Source organism: Stenotrophomonas sp. GZD-301 (assembly GCF_049310345.1).
Taxonomy (GTDB): domain Bacteria; phylum Pseudomonadota; class Gammaproteobacteria; order Xanthomonadales; family Xanthomonadaceae; genus Stenotrophomonas.
This window is the reverse complement of sequence record NZ_JBMOWY010000081.1, coordinates 18,028-36,501: the sequence shown is the minus strand read 5'-3', so window position 1 is coordinate 36,501 and position 18,474 is coordinate 18,028. Positions and strand designations below refer to the sequence as shown.

The following is an 18,474-nucleotide window of genomic DNA, read 5'->3' as shown; positions in this document are numbered from 1 at the left end:
GGCCGGCACCCCTGGATACCTCAGTTCGCCAACTGGCAGGTCGCCGGCTTGGCCGAGGTGAACAGGGCCGGGGTGGCCCACTCGGGGTGGTCGATGAACGGGTTGCGGTTGCCCTGGAAGCTGTAGATCACCTCGTTGCGGGCGCGTTCGGCCGCATCCGGCGGGTCGGACAGGTGCCAGTCGATCAGGGTCGAAAGCAGGCCCATGTACGCCGGCGAGGCGGAGGTTTTGACGATCTTGCTGCGGTCGTCGGTCAGCTCCAGGTCCGGCTCGGACTGGCCGGTCTTGGCGTCCTTGCCGCCTTCGTAGCGGATTGCCATGTACATCACCGCCCGCGCCATGTCGCCCTTGCGGTGGCCCCAGACTTCGAAGGTGCCGCCATTGCCGTCCGGCGTGCGCACCCAGTTGGAGTTGCCCGGGTAGCCGCCGCTGCCGCCGCCGAAGCCGTTGTTGGACTCGGTCGCACGCTCGCCGCAGTTGCTGTCGCACTTGCCGAACGGCTTGTTGCCGCGGTCGGCGTTCCACTGCGCATCGGTCAGGTACAGCATGTGGGTGTCGGTATAGGGCGCATACGGCAGGCCCTTGTCACCGGTGGTGCTGGCAAAGCCGAGCGAGTTGGGCCAGGTGTGCTCGCGGTTGTAGGTCAGCCCGCTGCCGGTGCCCGCGCGGCCGCTGACCTTGGTGTAGCTGCGGTTGCGGTAGGCGTCCAGGATCTTGCCGCTGTTGTTGGGATCCTCGTCGGCGATCTCCAGGATGGTCCAGGTGCTGGTGCCCGAGCCGCTGTACGGATAGGCGGTGTGGCCCTTGATGGTTTCATGCAGCGAGCAGCGCAGCTGGCTCGGGCTGGAGGTGTTGACCCGCGAGTAGTACGCACCCGGCGTGCCCGGGTCCGGATTGCCCGGATCGGGGTTGCCGGTGGTGGTGGCAACGGTGAAGGCGATGCGGGTGTCTGCCGCCGGGCGGGCGCCCTGGGCATCGGTGATGCGGGTGGCGCGGATGTCGAAGCGGCAGGCCTCGCCGGCGACCAGCGCGGTGTTGGTGGAGAGGGTGAAGCGCGACCCGCTGGTGGCATGGCTCAACGGCACGGTGCCGGACTGGCCGCAGCTGAGCACGAAGGCGCCGCTGGCCAGGGTGACCGGCTCGCTGAAAGTGACGCTCAGGTCGGCGGCCGCCGGGAAGGTGGTGGCGCCCTGCTCGGGGGTGGTGGCGCGCACCGACGGAGGGGTGTTGGGGCCGGTGCTGCCGCCGCCGCTGAAGGTCTGGCCGTTGTTGCAGGCGCCGAAGGTCTGCGTGGCCGAGGCGGCCCAGGTGAAGTGGGCGTACTGGCTGCCGCTGCCGGTGAGCTGCAGGGAGGTGCCGGGGGCGGTGCTGTTGGTCTCGCTGACCGGGATGTTCTGGCTGGTCAGGCCGGCCGCCGGCCCGCCCGAGGCGGTGATGGTGCCCTCGTAGCTGATGAACTGCACCACCTTGCCGCTGGCGTCGACCAGCGCGATGCCGTCGTTGGGGCCGTTCTGCAGGCCGTTGCTGGGGTAGGTGACGGTGGCCAGGGTGGCGCTGCCGCAGCCGGCGGCGGTGCCGGCCGGCACCGGGTTGTTGGCGTAGACCGTGGCCGCCGACGGGGTGCTGCCGTTGTACAGGTACAGCCGGTAGTCGGCCAGGTTCTCCCCGGCGGTGGCGACGACTTCGATGGCCTCGCCGACATCGCCGGCGGGGGTACTGTCGTCGTAATGCAGTTCATTGATGAACACATCGGCCCGGGCGGTGCCGGCGGCGAGCGCCAGCAGGCAGCCCAGGGACAGCGGGGTGAGCAACCTCATCTACGGCTCCTTGTGATTGGGAATTGCTGGCCGAATCTAACCAATCCAAATGACACATCTATCAATGTGTCGTATTCGGCCCCCACTTATGCGACGTGCGTCAAGAATCGAAATTTCCGGGCGGCCCCCCTTGAAAGGGCGGGGGGCAGCACCATCTCTGCCCTGTCCCGCACTGTCGGGTTTTTTCGTGAGCGGTGCTGGCAGTCGCCTTGTGCGAGTGCTAACATCGCCAGACTTTTCCAGACCAATCAATAACTTAAGAGGTCTCACATGAGCATCAAGCCGCTTCACGACCGCGTTGTGGTCAAGCCGATCGAAGCCGACGAAATCTCCGCCGGTGGCATCGTGATTCCCGATTCCGCCAAGGAAAAGTCCACCAAGGGTGAAGTCGTGGCCGTGGGCCCGGGCAAGCCGCTGGACAACGGCAGCGTCCGCGCGCCGTCGCTGAAGGTCGGTGACAAGGTCATCTACGGCCAGTACGCCGGCAGCAGCTACAAGTCCGAAGGCATCGAGTTCAAGGTCCTGCGCGAAGACGACATCCTCGCCATCGTCGGCTGAGTTCGTCGCGCCCGGTCCACCTGATCCAACCCAATCATTTGAGGTAAGAGCTAATGGCTGCCAAAGATATCCGTTTCGGTGAAGACGCCCGTTCGCGCATGGTGCGCGGCGTCAACGTGCTCGCCAATGCCGTCAAGGCCACCCTGGGCCCGAAGGGCCGCAACGTCGTGCTCGAGAAGAGCTTCGGCGCCCCGACCATCACCAAGGACGGCGTGTCCGTCGCCAAGGAAATCGAACTGGCTGACAAGTTCGAGAACATGGGCGCGCAGATGGTGAAGGAAGTCGCGTCGCGTACCAACGACGACGCCGGCGACGGCACCACCACCGCCACCGTGCTGGCCCAGGCCCTGATCCGCGAAGGCGCCAAGGCCGTTGCTGCCGGCATGAACCCGATGGACCTCAAGCGCGGTATCGACAAGGCCGTGATCGCCGCCGTCGCCGAGCTGAAGAACATCTCCAAGCCGACCGCCGACGACAAGGCCATTGCCCAGGTCGGTACGATCTCGGCCAACTCGGACGAGTCGATCGGCAACATCATCGCCGAAGCGATGCGCCGCGTGACCAAGGAAGGCGTCATCACCGTTGAAGAAGGCTCGGGCCTGGACAACGAGCTGGACGTCGTCGAAGGCATGCAGTTCGACCGCGGCTACCTGTCCCCGTACTTCATCAACAACCAGCAGTCGCAGACCGCTGACCTGGACGATCCGTACGTGCTGCTGCACGACAAGAAGATCTCCAACGTGCGCGACCTGCTGCCCGTGCTGGAAGGCGTCGCCAAGGCCGGCAAGCCGCTGCTGATCATCGCCGAAGACATCGAAGGCGAAGCGCTGGCGACCCTGGTGGTCAACACCATCCGTGGCATCGTCAAGGTCGTGGCCGTCAAGGCACCGGGCTTCGGCGACCGTCGCAAGGCGATGCTGGAAGACATGGCCGTGCTGACCGGCGGTACCGTGATCTCCGAGGAAATTGGTCTGTCGCTGGAAAAGGCGACGATCAAGGACCTGGGCCGCGCCAAGAAGGTGCAGGTCTCCAAGGAAAACACCACGATCATCGATGGCGCCGGCGAGAAGGCCAACATCGAAGCGCGCGTGACCCAGATCAAGACCCAGATCGAAGACACCTCGTCGGATTACGACCGCGAAAAGCTGCAGGAACGCGTGGCCAAGCTGGCCGGCGGCGTGGCCGTGATCAAGGTCGGTGCCTCGACCGAAATCGAAATGAAGGAAAAGAAGGATCGCGTCGACGACGCCCTGCACGCTACCCGTGCAGCCGTTGAAGAAGGCGTGGTCCCGGGCGGCGGCGTTGCCCTGGTCCGTGCGGTCACCGCGCTGGCCGGCCTGAAGGGTGCCAACGAAGACCAGAACCACGGCATCCAGATCGCCCTGCGCGCGATGGAAGCCCCGCTGCGCGAAATCGTCGCCAACGCTGGCGAAGAGCCGTCCGTGATCGTCAACAAGGTCAAGGAAGGCACCGGCAGCTACGGCTACAACGCCGCCACCGGCGAATTCGGCGACATGCTGGAATTCGGCATCCTGGACCCGACCAAGGTGACCCGTTCGGCGCTGCAGAACGCCGCCTCGATCGCCGGCCTGATGATCACCACCGAAGCAATGGTTGCCGAAGCCCCGAAGAAGGATGACGGCGCTGGCGCAGCTGGCGGCGGCATGGGTGGCATGGGCGGCATGGGCGGTATGGACTTCTGATGCAACGGCCGGCCACTGGCTGGCCCGCATCGGAACGGTAGGTGCCGACCCCGTGTCGGCACACACCCGCCACGAAACAGAAAAAGCCCCGCCGCAAGGCGGGGCTTTTTCTGTTTCGTGGCGGGCCTAGAGCGCGCTCGTCGGCGCCTCGACCTCGCTCTGCAACCAGTGCAGGAACGCGGCGATGGCCGGGTTTGCGTCGGCACCGGGCAGGGTGACGGCGTAGTACGCAAACCGCGTCGGCCACGGCTGATCCAGCGCGATGGCCAGCCGTCCGCTGGCCACTTCGGCCTCCACGTACAGATCGCGCACCAGCGCGATGCCCTGGCCGGCTTCGGCCGCACGGATCAGCAGCACGTCATCATCGAAGGCGGGCCCGCGCTCGACGCGTGGGTCCGACGGGAGCCCCAGCGCGCTGAACCAGAGCGACCAGTCGCTGCGGTCCGAGTCCTGCAGCAGCGGGTACTGCAGGCAGTCCACTGCCGAGCGGATCGGTGGCCCCTCGGCAAGCAGGGTCGGGCACGCCACCGGCAGCAGCACCGGCGCCGCCAAGGGGCGTGAGACCAGCCCGGGATACTCGCCAAGGCCGTGACGGATCGCAATGTCGATGCGGTCGCGACGCAGGTCCACCAGGGTCGAGGAGGCTTCCACCCGCACTTCGATGTCGGGGTGCTGTTCGGTGAAGCGTCCCAGTCGAGGCACCAGCCAGGACGCAGCGAAGCTGGGCACCGTGCTGAGGGTGAGCGTTTGCCGCGCCTGGATGGCATCCAGTGCCGCCATGCTGTCCTGGATCTGATCGAACGCGCGCAGCAGCGCCGGGTGCACCTGCGCGCCTGCCGGGGTCAGCGCGACGCCGTGGCGCGTGCGGGTGAACAGCTCAACCCCTGTGCGCGCCTGCAGCAGCTTGAGCTGCTGGCTGATGGCACCGGGGGTGACGCCCATGACGGCGGCCGCCGCCTTGAGGCTGCCATGACGGCCGGTTTCGACGAAGGCGCGCAGCGCCAGTAACGGAAGTACAGCGCCCATGCGTTTAGATCTTCTGTGATATCGGGAGAGAAAGCATGCGTATCGCTACCGCCATGCGCTCAGCAGCATACGTCAGGCGATTGTCGAAAAGACATAAGAAATTCTCTTCTTTGAAAGCGGCCACCAGACAATTCCTACGGCGTATTTCGCCATCATCTGGGTGTGAACAAGATAGTTAGAAAAACTATTGTATACAGCGACATAAAATCGTTTTTTCGGTCGCTCGCCGATCCCTAGACTGCGGTCACATCGCAGAACGGGACATTAGAAAAAATGAGGCTTCAATTCTCCACCGCCGGCGCGCGGGCATGAGCGCCGCGCTCACCGGCTATCGCGTCAGGCGCCGCACCCTCTGGGCCATCGGCTGCCTCGTGGTCGTCGTACTGCTCGCGCTGTTCTTCTTCGACGCCCATCGCAAACGCACCGCCGCCGCCGCCGCGTTGGATGCCGGCGCCCCGGCCGCCGTGCCGGTGGTGGTGGTGGCGGCCCGCCGGGAGCGTCTGCCCGAGCAGGTGGAAGCGATCGGCACCGTCGTCGCCGATCAGCAGGTGCTGGTGGCATCGGAAGTGGCGGGGCGGGTGACCGCCATCCACTTCGCCAGTGGCCAGGCCGTCAGGGCCGGCACCGCGCTGGTGCAACTCAACGATGCGCCGATGCGTCGCGAACTGGACCGGCACCGCGCCACCGCGGTGCTGGCCGGATCAAGTCTGGAGCGCGCCAGGCGCCTGCAGGGCCAGATCCTGTCGCGCGCTGAATTCGAGCGGCACCAGGCCACGCATGACGAGGCCCGCGCCCAGGTCGCGCAGATGCAGGAGGAGATCGCACAGCGTCGCGTGCGTGCGCCCTTCGACGGTGTACTCGGTGTACGCCGCATCAACCTGGGGCAGTACGTCGACGCGGGGACGCCGATCGTTACGCTGACCGATCCGAGCCGGCTGCACGTGGACTTCAGCGTGCCTGAGCGCCATCTCGCGGTTCTCGGCATCGGTCTGGACGTCTCGCTCGTGCCGGATGGCACTGTGGGCGGCCGCCGCACGGGAACGATCACCGCGATCGATCCGCGGGTGGACGACGTCGACCGCATGGTCAAGGTGCGCGCCACGCTGGATGCCGCCGCCCACACCCCGCTGTGGCCGGGAACGTTCGCGCGTGTCCACGTACAACTGCCCGAACGTGAGGCGGCGCTGACCGTGCCGGCCGTTGCGGTGGCCACCGCGCTGTCGGGTGAATCGCTGTATGTCGTACGGCGCGGCGAAGGCGGCGCACACGCAGCGCTGGTGCCCGTCCGGACCGGGACACGCCACGGCGACCGCGTCGCGCTGGAGGGCGAGGCAATCAAGGCCGGCGACCTGGTGGTGGTGGCCGGCCAGATCAACCTGCGCGATGGCGCCGCGGTGACGCCGCGGACCCAGACGTCCCCCGCGGCTGTCCCGGCCGTCGTTGCTGCTGCGGCACGGGCGGACTAAGCACATGGCGTTTACCGATTTCTTCATCCGCCGCCCGGTGCTCACCACCGCGTTTGCCCTGCTCATCGTGCTGGTGGGACTAAGCGCGCTGCTCGACCTGCCGCTGCGCCAGTACCCGAAAATCGACAGTGCGGTGGTCACCGTGACCACCGAGTACCCCGGTGCATCGGCAGACCTCATGCAGGGGTTTGTGACCACCACGCTGGCCCAGGCGGTAGCGACCACACAGGGGGTGGAGTACCTGACGTCCTCTTCGGAACAGGGGCGCAGCACCATCACGGCCTACCTGCGCCTCAACGCGGATTCCGACGCCGCGCTGACCGAGGTGTTGGCCAAGGTCAACGAGGTCCGCTATCTCCTGCCGGAGGACGCGTATGACCCCGTCGTGGTCCGCCAGGCGCCGGGCGCCATCGGCGTGGTCTACGCCGGTTTCACCGCGCCGGCGGGTCAGACCGCCACCGCCACCACCGACTACCTGATGCGCGTGGCCCGTCCACGGCTGACCACGGTCGATGGGGTGGCGGCGGTGAACGTGCTCGGTGGGCAGACGCTGTCGATGCGCATCTGGCTCGACCCGCTGCGCATGGCCGCGCACGGGGTGACCAGTGCCGACATCGATGCGGCCATCGCCGACAACAACTACCAGGCGGCTCCCGGTCAGGTAAAAGGCGCGCTGGTGGTCTCCAATGTCCGCACCGACACCCAGCTGGACAGTGTCGACGGGTTCCGCCAGCTGGTGGTGAAATCCAGCGGCAGTCTGGTCCGTCTGCAGGACGTGGCCGCCGTGGAAATCGGCGCACAAAGCCGCAATCAGACGGCGGGCATGAACGGCGTACCGGCGGTGTACCTGGAAGTCATGGCCACGCCGGGCGGGAATCCCCTGGCGATCTCCCGGGAAGTGCGCGCGGTGCTGGATGGTCTGGATCTTCCGCAGGGCACCCGCATGGCCATTCCGTACGACGTGACGGTGTTCATCGACGCTGCCGTCGGCAACGTCAAGACCAAGCTGATCATTGCCAGCCTGGAAGTGGTGCTGGTGATCTTCCTGTTCCTGGGCTCGATGCGTGCGGTGGCCGTGCCGGTGCTCAGCATCCCGCTGTCGCTGCTGGGCGCCGCCGCGATCATGCTGGGACTGGGATACAGCCTGAATCTGCTGACGCTGTTGGCGATGGTGCTGGCGATCGGCCTGGTGGTGGATGACGCCATCGTCGTGGTCGAGAATGTCCACCGCCGCATCGAAGAAGGCGAGACGCCGCTTCAGGCCGCCAGGAACGGCGCGCGCGAAATTGCCGGGCCGGTGATCACGATGGCCGCCACGCTGGTTGCGGTGTATGCCCCACTGGGTCTGGTGGGCGGGCTGACCGGTGCGTTGTTCAGCGAGTTCGCCTTTACCTTGGCCGCGGCCGTTGTGGTGTCGGCCATCGTCGCGCTGACCATCTCGCCGATGGTGGCTTCCCGGGTGCTGCGGCATGAAAGGCCCGGTCGCTTCGGCCAGGCGGTGGAGCGCGCCACCGCACGCGTTGTGGCCGCCTATCACGGGCTGCTGGCACGGTGGCTGCGTGATACCCGCCCGCTCCTGCTGCTGGGTGTCGGTGCGCTGCTGTGCCTGCCGGTCCTGTTCAGTGGCGTGCAGTCCGAACTGGCGCCCACCGAAGACCAAGGGGAGATCGTGGTGGACATGAAAGCGCCACAGTCGACCAACCTGGAGTTCCTGGAAAGCCAGGCGGCGCGTGTTGAGACAGCGCTGCTCGGCCTTCCGGAAACGCAGAACGCCTACATGGTGCAGGGCGTCGGCAGTGCGTTGAACCTCGGGTGGGGTGGGGTGATGCTCACGCCGTGGAGCGAACGCGGGCGCACGTCCACCGAGATCATGGGTGAGCTGCAGGCGTCGCTGGCAGAGGTGGAGGGCATCGCCGGCTCAGCGTATCTGCCGGCGCCGCTGCCGGGCTCGGTGGGCGGCTTCCCGGTGCAACTGGTGCTGGCATCGTCCGCGCCGCACGAGGACGTGTACGCGGCAATGGAGACACTCAAAGCGGCCGCCACGGCCAGTGGACTGTTTGCGTTTGTCGATTCGAACCTGACCTTCACCAACCCCACCGTGCAGGTGCGCATCGACCGCTCGCGGGCGCATGACCTGGGCCTGAGCATGAAGGAGATCGGCGACACGCTTGCGCGCCTGGTGGGCGAGTCCTACGTCAATCGCTTCGGGGCGCAGGGGCGTGCGTACGACGTCATTCCGCAGGCGCCACGCGACCAGCGGCTGACGCCCGAATCCCTGGCGCTCTACCACGTGCGTACCGCAGCAGGCACACAGGTGCCCCTGTCGACCGTGGTCAGTCTGTCGCATGGGGTGGAGGCCAATGCGCTGACCCAGTTCAACCAGATGAACAGTGCCACGATGGTGGCGGTCCCCGCGCCCGGCGTCGCGCTGGGACAGGCCGTGGCGATGCTGCAGGCGGAGGCGGATGCGCTGCCGGGCAGCCATCAAGTCGCGTTCCTCGGCGAGTCGCGCCAGTACCTGCAGGAACAGGGCGGGTTTGCGATCACGTTTGCGTTCGCGCTGGTCTTCATTTTCCTCGTGCTTGCCGCGCAGTTCGAAAGCGTTCGCGACCCGTTGCTGATCCTGACCACGGTTCCGCTGGCCGCCTGCGGGGCGTTGATCGCGTTGTTCTTCGGCTTCGGCACGTTGAACATCTACACGCAGATCGGTCTGGTGACGTTGATTGGCCTGATCGCCAAGCACGGCATCCTGATTGTCGAGTTCGCCAACGCACAGCAGCGTAGCCACGGGATGGATCGCACGGCGGCCGTTCTGGTCGCCGCCCGCACCCGCGTACGCCCGATTCTGATGACCACCGCCGCAATGGTGGGGGGGCTGCTTCCGCTGCTGTTCGCCAGCGGCGCCGGTGCGGGCAGCCAGCGTGCCATCGCGGTGGTGCTGGTATCCGGGTTGGTGGTCGGCACCCTGTTCACGCTGTTCGTGCTGCCTGCGGTCTATGTGCGCTTCGGCCGCAGGATTTCCCCGCCGGCACCGGACTCGGCCGTGGAGGACGTGGCATGACGGGCTGGACGACAGGTGTGCCGCTTGCGGTGCTCGTCATGCTGGGCCTGATGGTTGGCTGCGCCAGCAGTCCCCGCCATGCAGTGCCTGCCCTCTCCGTGCCGGACAGCTACAGGCACAGTCAGGGCGATGACGCCCCCGCGGGTGACGACAGCGTGCTGGGCAACGCGTGGTGGTCGGTGTTCAACGACCCGGTGCTGGATGCGTACCAGGCCCGCGCCGCGCAGGCCAGCCCCACGCTGCAGGCCGCATTGGCGCGGTTGGGCCAAGCCCGTGCGCGGCAGCGTGAGCAGCACGCCGGGCGCTTCCTCCAGGTCGACGCGTCCTTTGCACCTTCCCGCGAGCGACCGGCGGCAGCGACGGGCGACCCGGCGATCGGTCTGTGGCGGGCGGGTCTGGAGGTGTCCTACGAGGTCGACCTGTTTGGCCGGATAGCGGCCGAGGCCGGTGCCGCGCAGGCCGATGCGCAACAGCAGCAGGCGCTCTACCGCGCCGCGCTGCTTGCACTGCAGGCCGATGTCGCCCAGACCTATCTGCTGGTTCGCGAGCTGGATGTCGATCTTGCGCTGCGTCGCGAGGCGCTGGTGCTGCGGGAGCGGTCGTACCGGATCGCCGCGCACGGGCAGGCGGTGGGTGCCTACGACGAACTGGCGGTCCTGCGCGCCCGCACCGAATGGGATGCCGAGCAGGCGGCCATGTTCGAGGCCCAGCGCCGCCGTGCGATGGCCGAGCATGCGCTTGCGGCGCTGCTCGGCCACGCGCCCGCCGGGTTCAGAATGGCGGTACGGCCATCGCCGTGGGTCGAGATATCCATCCCGGCCGGACTTCCCTCCACGCTGCTGGCGCGGCGCCCGGACATTGCCGCTGCAGAGCGTGCAATGGCGGCCGCCAACGCCAGGGTCGGCGTGGCCGACGCCGCACGGTTTCCGCGCCTGTCGCTGACCGGCGCGGCGGGTGTCCAATCCACGGGGCTGGCGGACCTGCTGCAGTGGTCTAGCCGCACCTTCCTGTTGGGTTCGCTGACCGGTGGCGGGTTGACCCTGCCGATGCTGGACGGTGGCCGACGCAAGGCGCACCTGGCCCATGCGCAGGCGCGTTACCAGGAAGAGGTTGCCCACTACCGGCACGTTGTCCTGACTGCCTTCAACGAGGTGGAGGACACCCTGGTGCACCTGCGCACGCTGGGAGACCAGCGGCACGCCGCCACCGCCGCGCGGCACGCTGCCGATCGCGCTGCGGTACTGGCGGGCGTGCAGTACGGCGAGGGCGCGCTGGGGCAGGGCGATGCCATCCAGGCGGAGCGTACTGCCCTGGAACACCGTCTGGCGGTCGCCCGGGTGGAGGGCGAAACGGCACGTACCACCGTGCAGCTCATCCGCGCCCTTGGCGGCGGCTGGGCCGCACCGGCACCGGTGCTGGATGCGTCGCGCCGCGTTGAACATCCGAACAACTGATCCTTCCCATGTCACAGGAGACCCGTGTGTCCTCAACGTTGCTTCATCTGTACACCGACAGTTCGCCCAACGGCTTCAAGATCACCATCGCGCTGGAGGAACTTGGCATTCCCTATGTGCTGCATCACGTACGCGTCGACGCGGGCGAACATCGCCATCCCGATCATCTGCAGCGGCATCCACACGGCCGCATCCCGGTGCTGGTCGACGAGGCGGCCGGCATCACTGTGTTCGAGTCGGCCGCCATCCTGCTGTATCTCGCCGAGCGCAGCGGACGCCTGCTGCCACAGGCGCAGCAGGCACGCTGGGAAGCCATCACCTGGCTGATGTTCCAGTCCGCCAGCGTCGGGCCGATCCTTGGCCAGCGCGTGCACTTCGAGATGTTCGACGCGCAGCCCAACCCCGCTGCCATCGCGCGTTACCGGGACCTGAGCGCGGCTTTCTTCGCGACGCTGGATCAACGCCTTGCGGGCAATGTCTGGCTGGCCGGCGAGACGTACTCCATCGCCGACATCGCCGGCTACGGCTGGACCCACATCGCGCGGATCATCGACATCGATTTCAGTGCCTATCCCCACCTGAGCGCGTGGCACGACCGCATGTCGCAGCGGCCGGCGGTGCAGCGTGGCGTACAGCTTCCCGAACCGGCAACCGGTCCTTGATCCAGGAGTTCCAACGATGACGCTGTTGACCGATATCGCCGCGATGCCGGCGCCCCTGACCGGTGCCTCCGCTCCTGCGTTCGCCGGCCACCCCGGCTACCGCCGCATGTTCCGCGAAGGGGCCCTCACCTTGGGCGTCTTCCTGCCGCTGCGCTTCTACCAGGGGGACATGCAGGTGCTGGCCGGCCAGGCCGACCTGGTGCGCCAGCTCGACCGCGATGGCTTCGCCGCGACCTGGGTGCGTGATGTGCCGCTGTTCGATCCGCTGTTCGGCGACGCCGGGCAGGTGTTCGATCCCTTCACCTATCTGGCCTTCCTTGCCGCGCGTACCGAGCGGCTGGCGTTGGCCACGGGCAGCGCGATCTTTACGCTGCGGCACCCGATCGACCTGGCCAAGGCGGCGACCACCCTCGACCAGTTGTCCGGCGGACGCCTGGTGCTGGGCATTGCCTCCGGGGATCGACCGGTCGAGTTCCCCGCGTATGGGCTGGATCACGCCACGCGCGGCGAGCGCTTCGCCGCGTCGGTCGCCTACGTACGCCAGCTGATGCAGTCCGGCCCACTCCACATCGACTCGCCGCTGGGTGCGCTGCAGGGCGTGGAACTGCTGCCCAAGCCGGTGGCCGGGGCGATTCCGCTGCTGGTGACCGGCACCTCCCGGCAGTCGCTCGACTGGGTGGGGCAGCACGCCGATGGCTGGCTCACCTATCCCGATGCGACCCATCATGCCGGTGGGCCGCAGCGTCTGGCGGAGAAGATCCGGGCGTGGCGCCGCCTCATTCCCGATGGCGGCTTCCGACCGCATGTCACCAACGAGTGGCTGGATCTGGTCGACGATCCGAACCATCCGCGCACGCCGGTCAACGGCGGCTACACGCTGAAGACCGGCCGCAACGGGCTGATCGACCTGCTCGGCGAGTGGCAACGGGCCGGCGTCAACCACGCCGCGCTCGGCATCCAGTTCTCGCGGCGGCCCGCCGCAGAGGTGCTGCAGGAGCTGGCCGAGTACGTGCTGCCGCTGTTCCCCTCGCATGACGGGCCACCCGCAGCGCCCGTGCGCTGGTAGCACGCAGGCCCCATCGCCGCCCTCAGCCGGCGGTGGGGCGCTGCAGGCAGATGCGCGCTGCACCGGCGGTGATGTCCACCTGGCTGTCGAGCATCGCGTCGGCACCCAGGATCAACGCCGGCCGATCCTCCAGTCCGATCGCCTTGAACACCGGCAGCGCGCTGATCCGTACCTCGAAGGCCGGGTGCTGCCATGCGCCACTGCGCAGCGCGGGCAGGGTGTACAGCCAGCTTGGCTGAGGCTGCCCGCCAAGCCCCTCGGTGCCTTTCTCGCGCGGGACCACGCGCGGATCGCTGCCATCGGTGCGCAGCCCCAGGGCCTGCGCCGCGGCGGCGTTGAGCACGGTCTGCGCGGCCCCGGTATCCACCACTGCAATCGCCTCGATGCCGGCGTCGCCCAGGCGGGTGGTGATGAAGCCGAAGCCCTCCAGACCCCGACGTCGTTCCGGCATCGCATTGGCCTGGCAGTGCGGCCCCCCGGCGAGCTGCCCGGCCGTCCACAACTGCAGTTCCTTCGCGGCAAAATCCCAGCGGGTATCCCAGCGCCGCGTGAGGTCATTGCCGAGAATGCCGTCAACGGTGACCGCCTTTTCCGGCGCGGACAGGCGCGACAGGTCCGAGTGCATGCCCACGATCTTCAGGGCCACAGGGCCGATCGCCCAGTCGGCCTGCCGCATGCGGTTGGCCGTGGCGGTGCTGGCGGAGGCGCCGCGGATCTGCCCCGTGGTGGGGCTGTCGGCGTCGACCAGGCCATAGCGGTGGGCGATCCGGCTGTCGACCAGCGTAGCGCCTGCGGCGCTGTCCACCACGAACCGCAGCGGCTCGGCGCGCCCGTCCAGGCGGACGGCGACGGCAGGGTGCATGGCCTGCATCCACATCGGCAGGACATGTTCGGGTGTTCCTGATGTCACCGCGACCGCCGGGGCGGCAACGGTGGCGACAGTGGCGGAAAGCAGCGTGAGCAGGGCAGGATGCATGGGAAAGCGCCAGGGAAAGGAGGCGCCATTGACCCGCAGCGCGGTATCGCGGGAATGTCCGCGTTGATACCGTGCCGATACAGAGCTGCCCGATACTGCCTGCATGAACGCAACTGCCGACATCATCGTGGTCGACGATGACACCAGCATCCGTGATGCGCTCGCCGACTGCCTGGAAGGGCACGGATTCCGCGTGCGCGTGGCCGCCGATGCGCGCGCGCTGGACCAGCTGCTGCAGGTCCAGCGGCCCGACGCGATCATCCTGGACTGGATGATGCCGGGTGAGGACGGCCTGTCGGTCTGTCGGCGGCTGCAGGCCCGCGCGATTCCGATCCTGATGTTGTCGGCGATGGGGGCCACGCCGGACCGTGTCATCGGCCTGGAGATGGGGGCCGACGACTACCTCGCCAAACCCTTCGATCCGCGCGAGCTGATCGCGCGCGTGCGCGCACTGCTGCGCCGGCAGGACAAACTCCGCGGGCAGGCCGTGGTCGAACTGCGGTTCGCGGGCTGGCGGCTGGCGCCGGAGCAGCGCCGCCTGTGGGCGCCCGATGGTGCCGAAGTGGTGCTCAGCCGCGGTGAGTTCGCGCTGCTGCAGGCCCTGGCCGAGCGTCCTGGCCGGGTGCTCGACCGCGAGCGGTTGATGCAGCTCACACGCGGCGACGCGCATGACAGCGTGGACCGCGCCGTGGATCTGGCCATCAGCCGGCTGCGTCGCAAACTGGCGCAGGCCGCCGCCGGTGGTGAGGCGCTGGTCCACACGCTGCGGGGCGAGGGCTACCGGTTCGATGCCAGCGTGGAGACACTGTGACCCGGCGCTGGTCCACGGCCGCCTGGATCGCGATGCTGGCGGTGAGCAGCCTGCTGCTGGCGACGCTGGTCAGTCTGGCGGTGATCGGTTGGATGCCACGGCCCGCCCCCCCGCAGATGCGGCTGGATCGTGCCGTGGCGGTAGTGCGTGGTGAGCGGGCGCCGGCGCAGGAAGGGATGCGGATGACCCTGCGCGAGGCGCCCCCCGGCGGGCACAGCAGTCCCTGGCTGACGCAGCTGGCCGCCCAGCAGCTGGGCCAGCCGGTCGAGCGCGTCAGACTGGTCTGGAAGGAGGGCGACAAGGCGCCGGATATCAAGGTGTTCGCGCGGGGTGCATCGGTGAGCGCGATCGCCGACCCTGACCTGATGCGGACGCAGGGCGCGCTGCTGGCGGCGCTGCAATGGCCCGCGTTCGAACTCGGCGTGCAACGCGCGGATGGCCGCTGGCAGGTGCTGGGCAGCGACGTGGGCGACGTGGCGGCGTGGCGCCGGCAGGTGCTGCTGGCCTTGCTCGCCGGGACCCTGCTGCTGGCACCGCTGGCCGCCTGGGCCGCGATCCGGATCGGGCGCCCGCTGCGGCGGCTGGCCGATGCCAGCGCTGCCGTCACCCTGCATGCAACGACACCATTGCCCGACGACGGCCCGCGCGACGTGCAGATGCTGGCCAACGCGATCAACGCCGGCCGTGCGCGACTGCGCGACCAGGCGCAGGACATGACGCGCATGCTTGCTGCCGTGGCCCACGACCTGCGTACGCCATTGACCGGCCTGCGCCTGCGCGCGGAATCGGCGCCGCCGGCGCAGGCCGCGCGGATGGTGGCAGACATCGAACGCATGAACGCCATGATCGAACAGGTGCTCGATTACGCCCGCGGCGAACTGGAGCCGGCATCGATGCAGCCCGTGGAGCTGCGCGCGCTGCTGGACGACTGCGTGCAATCGGCGCGCCTGCGTGGGGTGCAGATCGATGCGGACCTGCCCGCGCAACTGCCCTGGCATGGCGATGCGCTGCTGCTGCGGCGTGCGCTGGACAACCTCATCGACAACGCCGCGCGCTATGCAGGCGCCGTGGAACTGCGCGTGCAGCGCACGGTCCAGGCGGTATGTGTGGACGTCGCCGACCGTGGCCCGGGCATTCCCGAGGCGGAACGGGCGCGGGTGCTGCAACCGTTCCAGCGGCATGAGACCTCCCGCAACCGGAGCACCGGCGGCACCGGCCTGGGCCTGGCCGTGGTGCAGGGCGCGGTGCGCCAGCACGGCGGCCAGCTGCAGCTGTTGGACCGGCCGGGCGGCGGGTTGATCGTTCGGCTGCGGTTTCCGATATAGTTAGCCGCCGTACTACATTGTCTGTGCCCCATGCTGGAACCCAAACACCAGGCTTTCCTGGGCGAACTGCAGCGCCGCGGCCATGCCGAGCTGGACGGCCTGGCCCAGTGCTTCCAGCTGCTGTCGCTGTCCAGCGCGATCGACCAGGACTGCGCGAACCGGCTTGCCCCGCTGGGCTTGAGCGAGGGCCGGTTCGTGCTGCTGTTCCTGCTGCAGGGCGCCGAGCAGCCGCTGTCGCCGCACCAGCTCGCCGAGCGCGCCGGCGTGACCCGCGCGACCATCACCGGTCTGCTCGACGGCCTGGCGCGCGACGCGCTGCTGGAGCGCCACCCCGATCCGGACGACAGGCGCCGGGTCAACGTGCGCCTCACCGCGGCGGGCAAGGCGCTCGCGGTGCAGCTGTTCGACCAGCACACGCAGTGGATCCGCACCCTGTTCGCCGACCTCACCGCGCAGGAGCGCAGCCTGCTCAGTGGCATGCTGTGCCGCATCTGGGCACGCACCGATGCAGGGAAGGCCGCATGACGAAGAAGCAACCGTTGTCACGCGAACGCCGTGCGCAGCTGGATGCAGGCCTGGTCGAGGCCACGCATCTGGCCGAGATCCTTGCGCTGGATTTCGCCCGCCTGCTTGCGGCGGTCGCCCCATCGCTGCCGGCCTCGGCCGTGGCCAGCATGCGCAAGGCGGCCAACAGCGGCATCACCCTGCGCATGCAGGGCGCGGCCACCCTGCTGCGCGCACATGCGCTCGGTGATCCACAGCACTGGCAGACCCATACCAGCGACACCGTGCGTGGCTGGGCCTGCTATCTGATTGGCAGCGACCCGCGCCTTACGCTGGAGCACAAGCTCGATGCGATGCGCGCGCTGGCCGACGATCCGCATTTCGGCGTACGCGAGTGGGCGTGGCTGGCACTGCGCCCGCATATCGCCGCCGAGCCGCTGCGGGTGCTGTCGCATGTGCACGGCTGGACCGCCGATGCCTCGCCCAACGTGCGCCGTTTCGCCTGCGAAGCGCTGCGTCCGCGTGGCGTGTGGGCCGCGCACATCGCGCTGTTCAAGCAGGAACCGCAGCACGCGCAGCCGCTGTTGGAGGCACTGTGCTGCGATGAATCGCGCTACGTCCAGGACTCGGTGGGCAACTGGTTGAACGACGCCGGCAAGAGCCAACCGGCGTGGGTGCGGGCGCTGTGCAGCCGCTGGAAGCAAACGCATGCCGATCACCCCGCAAATGCCTACATCTGCAAGCGCGCCATCCGCTCGCTCTGATGCTGTAGGCCTCGATCAGCATCAGGCAGCCACGACGCATGATGGCGGGCTGAGACGATCCCGATGTTTCAAGAAGTTGCATGGATCTCGCAACGAGGCCTCCATCATCATGGTCATTTCAGATGCTAGGGGTGGCGATGCCAGTGTTTCCGAGCGACAGCAGTCACGCAATTTCTGCCAGGTCGATTTCCATCGAAGAAGCCCGAGCGGTTGTAGCCCGGCACGGTGGCGCCATCGAGCAGGATGCGGTGACCGTCCTTGAAGAGACCGGGGAACCGGATTCACCATTGAGCGCGGCGCTTCTGGAAGACTACGCAGCTACGTCCGCCTTGTACTCCCACTCGCTGCAGAGCGCGGGAAGAGCAGAATCTGCAGAGTTCGTCGATGCGCTGCTGCAGCGAATGCTTGATGCATCTTCACCGGGCGAGGCCACGAAGGAAGTGCGCAGGATCAAGCTCATGAGCGGCGCAACTCTAAAGGGAGATTGGGAAAACGAGCACGACGTTCATTGCCTGATCGTCACCGGCGATCTCAACGTAGAGGGAACATTGGTCCTGAACTGGCCAGAGGAGTGGCCCGGCGTCATTATCCTTGGAAGCCTCAAGGCCAGGAACTTCATATGCGGTGGCTGGGTGGTGGTACGCGATAACGTGGAATGCGACCACGTATACGCATGCTCGCTCAATGATGGCGGTTTGACGATTGGCGGTAACGTCAAGGTGACCTCCGTCCTTGAAGGGGGACACTACGTGAAGGTCCACGGAGATCTTGAGGCTCGGTTCGTCGCCACCATCCACAACGAGATTGATGTGGACGGGGAGGTCCGCTGTACAGGCTTCCAGTATCGGGAAGATCGCGATTACCTGCCCAACTGGGTGGATTCTGAACTTCTGGAGCAGCGTCAGGCAACCGGGGACGATGGGGTGCCATACGCCTACTGGTACCCCGCCGAGACATATCAACAAAGGATCGCAGAAGGGGGCAACCCCGTCCGGTCTGGCCTCTGAATTTCGATCCGGCGCGCTCGTACAGTATTCATGACGTTGCTGGCGAGCGGCCCGCGCCACCCAACGGCCACCTGTCCGGTTGCGAATGAAACATTTTGCGCAGCACAGAAGCTGTGTTATCAATACTCCCCAATGAACGCACGCCCCGCCAATTCCTACTTTTGGTATTACTTTCCGAAGCCACCGGCGGAGGAAGGCATGCGCTCACCCTGAAGAAAATTTCAGACGCATTCCCGAAAGCCGCCAGCGCACCTGGCGGCTTTTTTGTTGCCGC

15 protein-coding genes are annotated in these 18,474 nt (G+C 67.5%); 12 read left to right on the top strand and 3 right to left on the bottom strand.

From position 1 onward, the window contains the following. Positions 1 to 20: 20 nt before the first annotated feature. Positions 21 to 1,817 (bottom strand): endonuclease, encoded by a 1,797-nt coding sequence (locus ACO6VK_RS19525; RefSeq protein ID WP_422510058.1) that lies wholly within the window; start codon positions 1,815 to 1,817, stop codon positions 21 to 23. Positions 1,818 to 2,087: 270 nt separating this feature from the next. Between ACO6VK_RS19525 and ACO6VK_RS19520 the strand changes: the two genes are divergently transcribed. Then, a complete protein-coding gene (locus tag ACO6VK_RS19520) occupies positions 2,088 to 2,375 on the top strand; it encodes a co-chaperone GroES (RefSeq protein WP_411852323.1) in 288 nt (95 codons plus the stop codon). Between the two features lie 53 nt (positions 2,376 to 2,428). Further along, the gene (gene groL, locus ACO6VK_RS19515) at positions 2,429 to 4,078 is read left to right on the top strand and encodes a chaperonin GroEL (protein ID WP_017356759.1); all 1,650 of its coding nucleotides are present in this window, start codon (positions 2,429 to 2,431) and stop codon (positions 4,076 to 4,078) included. Positions 4,079 to 4,204: 126 nt separating this feature from the next. Here groL and ACO6VK_RS19510 read toward each other — a convergent pair whose 3' ends face one another. Continuing rightward, on the bottom strand, positions 4,205 to 5,104 hold the full coding sequence (locus ACO6VK_RS19510; RefSeq protein ID WP_422510055.1) for a LysR substrate-binding domain-containing protein: 900 nt from the start codon (positions 5,102 to 5,104) through the stop codon (positions 4,205 to 4,207). 308 nt (positions 5,105 to 5,412) lie between these two features. Here ACO6VK_RS19510 and ACO6VK_RS19505 point away from each other — a divergent pair, with 308 nt between their 5' ends. From ACO6VK_RS19505 to ACO6VK_RS19485, 5 genes are read left to right on the top strand one after another with little or no spacing between them, the layout of a single operon-like run. Continuing rightward, a complete protein-coding gene (locus tag ACO6VK_RS19505; RefSeq protein WP_422510053.1) occupies positions 5,413 to 6,570 on the top strand; it encodes an efflux RND transporter periplasmic adaptor subunit in 1,158 nt (385 codons plus the stop codon). Positions 6,571 to 6,574: 4 nt separating this feature from the next. After that, positions 6,575 to 9,631: an efflux RND transporter permease subunit gene (locus ACO6VK_RS19500; RefSeq protein ID WP_422510051.1), complete on the top strand. Its 3,057-nt coding sequence runs from the start codon at positions 6,575 to 6,577 to the stop codon at positions 9,629 to 9,631. Further along, complete coding sequence (locus tag ACO6VK_RS19495; RefSeq protein WP_422510049.1) at positions 9,628 to 11,085, top strand: efflux transporter outer membrane subunit; 1,458 nt, start codon at positions 9,628 to 9,630, stop codon at positions 11,083 to 11,085. The genes ACO6VK_RS19500 and ACO6VK_RS19495 overlap by 4 nt, the downstream gene beginning before the upstream one ends. Before the next feature lie 8 nt (positions 11,086 to 11,093). Next, complete coding sequence (locus ACO6VK_RS19490) at positions 11,094 to 11,747, top strand: glutathione S-transferase family protein (protein ID WP_422510047.1); 654 nt, start codon at positions 11,094 to 11,096, stop codon at positions 11,745 to 11,747. A gap of 16 nt (positions 11,748 to 11,763) precedes the next feature. Beyond that, positions 11,764 to 12,813, top strand: a complete 1,050-nt coding sequence (locus tag ACO6VK_RS19485; protein ID WP_422510045.1) for an LLM class oxidoreductase — start codon at positions 11,764 to 11,766, stop codon at positions 12,811 to 12,813. Between the two features lie 22 nt (positions 12,814 to 12,835). Here ACO6VK_RS19485 and ACO6VK_RS19480 read toward each other — a convergent pair whose 3' ends face one another. After that, positions 12,836 to 13,789 carry a retropepsin-like aspartic protease gene (locus tag ACO6VK_RS19480; RefSeq protein ID WP_422510043.1) on the bottom strand — a complete coding sequence of 318 codons (954 nt, stop codon included), beginning with the start codon at positions 13,787 to 13,789 and terminating at the stop codon, positions 12,836 to 12,838. Between the two features lie 103 nt (positions 13,790 to 13,892). Here ACO6VK_RS19480 and ACO6VK_RS19475 point away from each other — a divergent pair, with 103 nt between their 5' ends. From ACO6VK_RS19475 to ACO6VK_RS19455, 5 genes are all read left to right on the top strand, one after another. Next, complete coding sequence (locus tag ACO6VK_RS19475) at positions 13,893 to 14,600, top strand: response regulator (protein ID WP_422510041.1); 708 nt, start codon at positions 13,893 to 13,895, stop codon at positions 14,598 to 14,600. 32 nt (positions 14,601 to 14,632) lie between these two features. Next, positions 14,633 to 15,925, top strand: coding sequence for a sensor histidine kinase (locus ACO6VK_RS19470; protein ID WP_422510060.1), 1,293 nt, complete (start codon positions 14,633 to 14,635; stop codon positions 15,923 to 15,925). Positions 15,926 to 15,955: 30 nt separating this feature from the next. Continuing rightward, a complete protein-coding gene (locus ACO6VK_RS19465; protein ID WP_422510039.1) occupies positions 15,956 to 16,450 on the top strand; it encodes a MarR family winged helix-turn-helix transcriptional regulator in 495 nt (164 codons plus the stop codon). Continuing rightward, positions 16,447 to 17,193 (top strand): DNA alkylation repair protein, encoded by a 747-nt coding sequence (locus tag ACO6VK_RS19460; RefSeq protein WP_422510037.1) that lies wholly within the window; start codon positions 16,447 to 16,449, stop codon positions 17,191 to 17,193. Before ACO6VK_RS19465 ends, ACO6VK_RS19460 begins: the two co-directional genes overlap by 4 nt. Positions 17,194 to 17,273: 80 nt before the next feature. Further along, entirely contained in the window at positions 17,274 to 18,200 is a 927-nt protein-coding gene (locus tag ACO6VK_RS19455; protein ID WP_422510035.1) for a hypothetical protein, read from the top strand. The last annotated feature ends 274 nt before the right edge of the window (positions 18,201 to 18,474 follow it).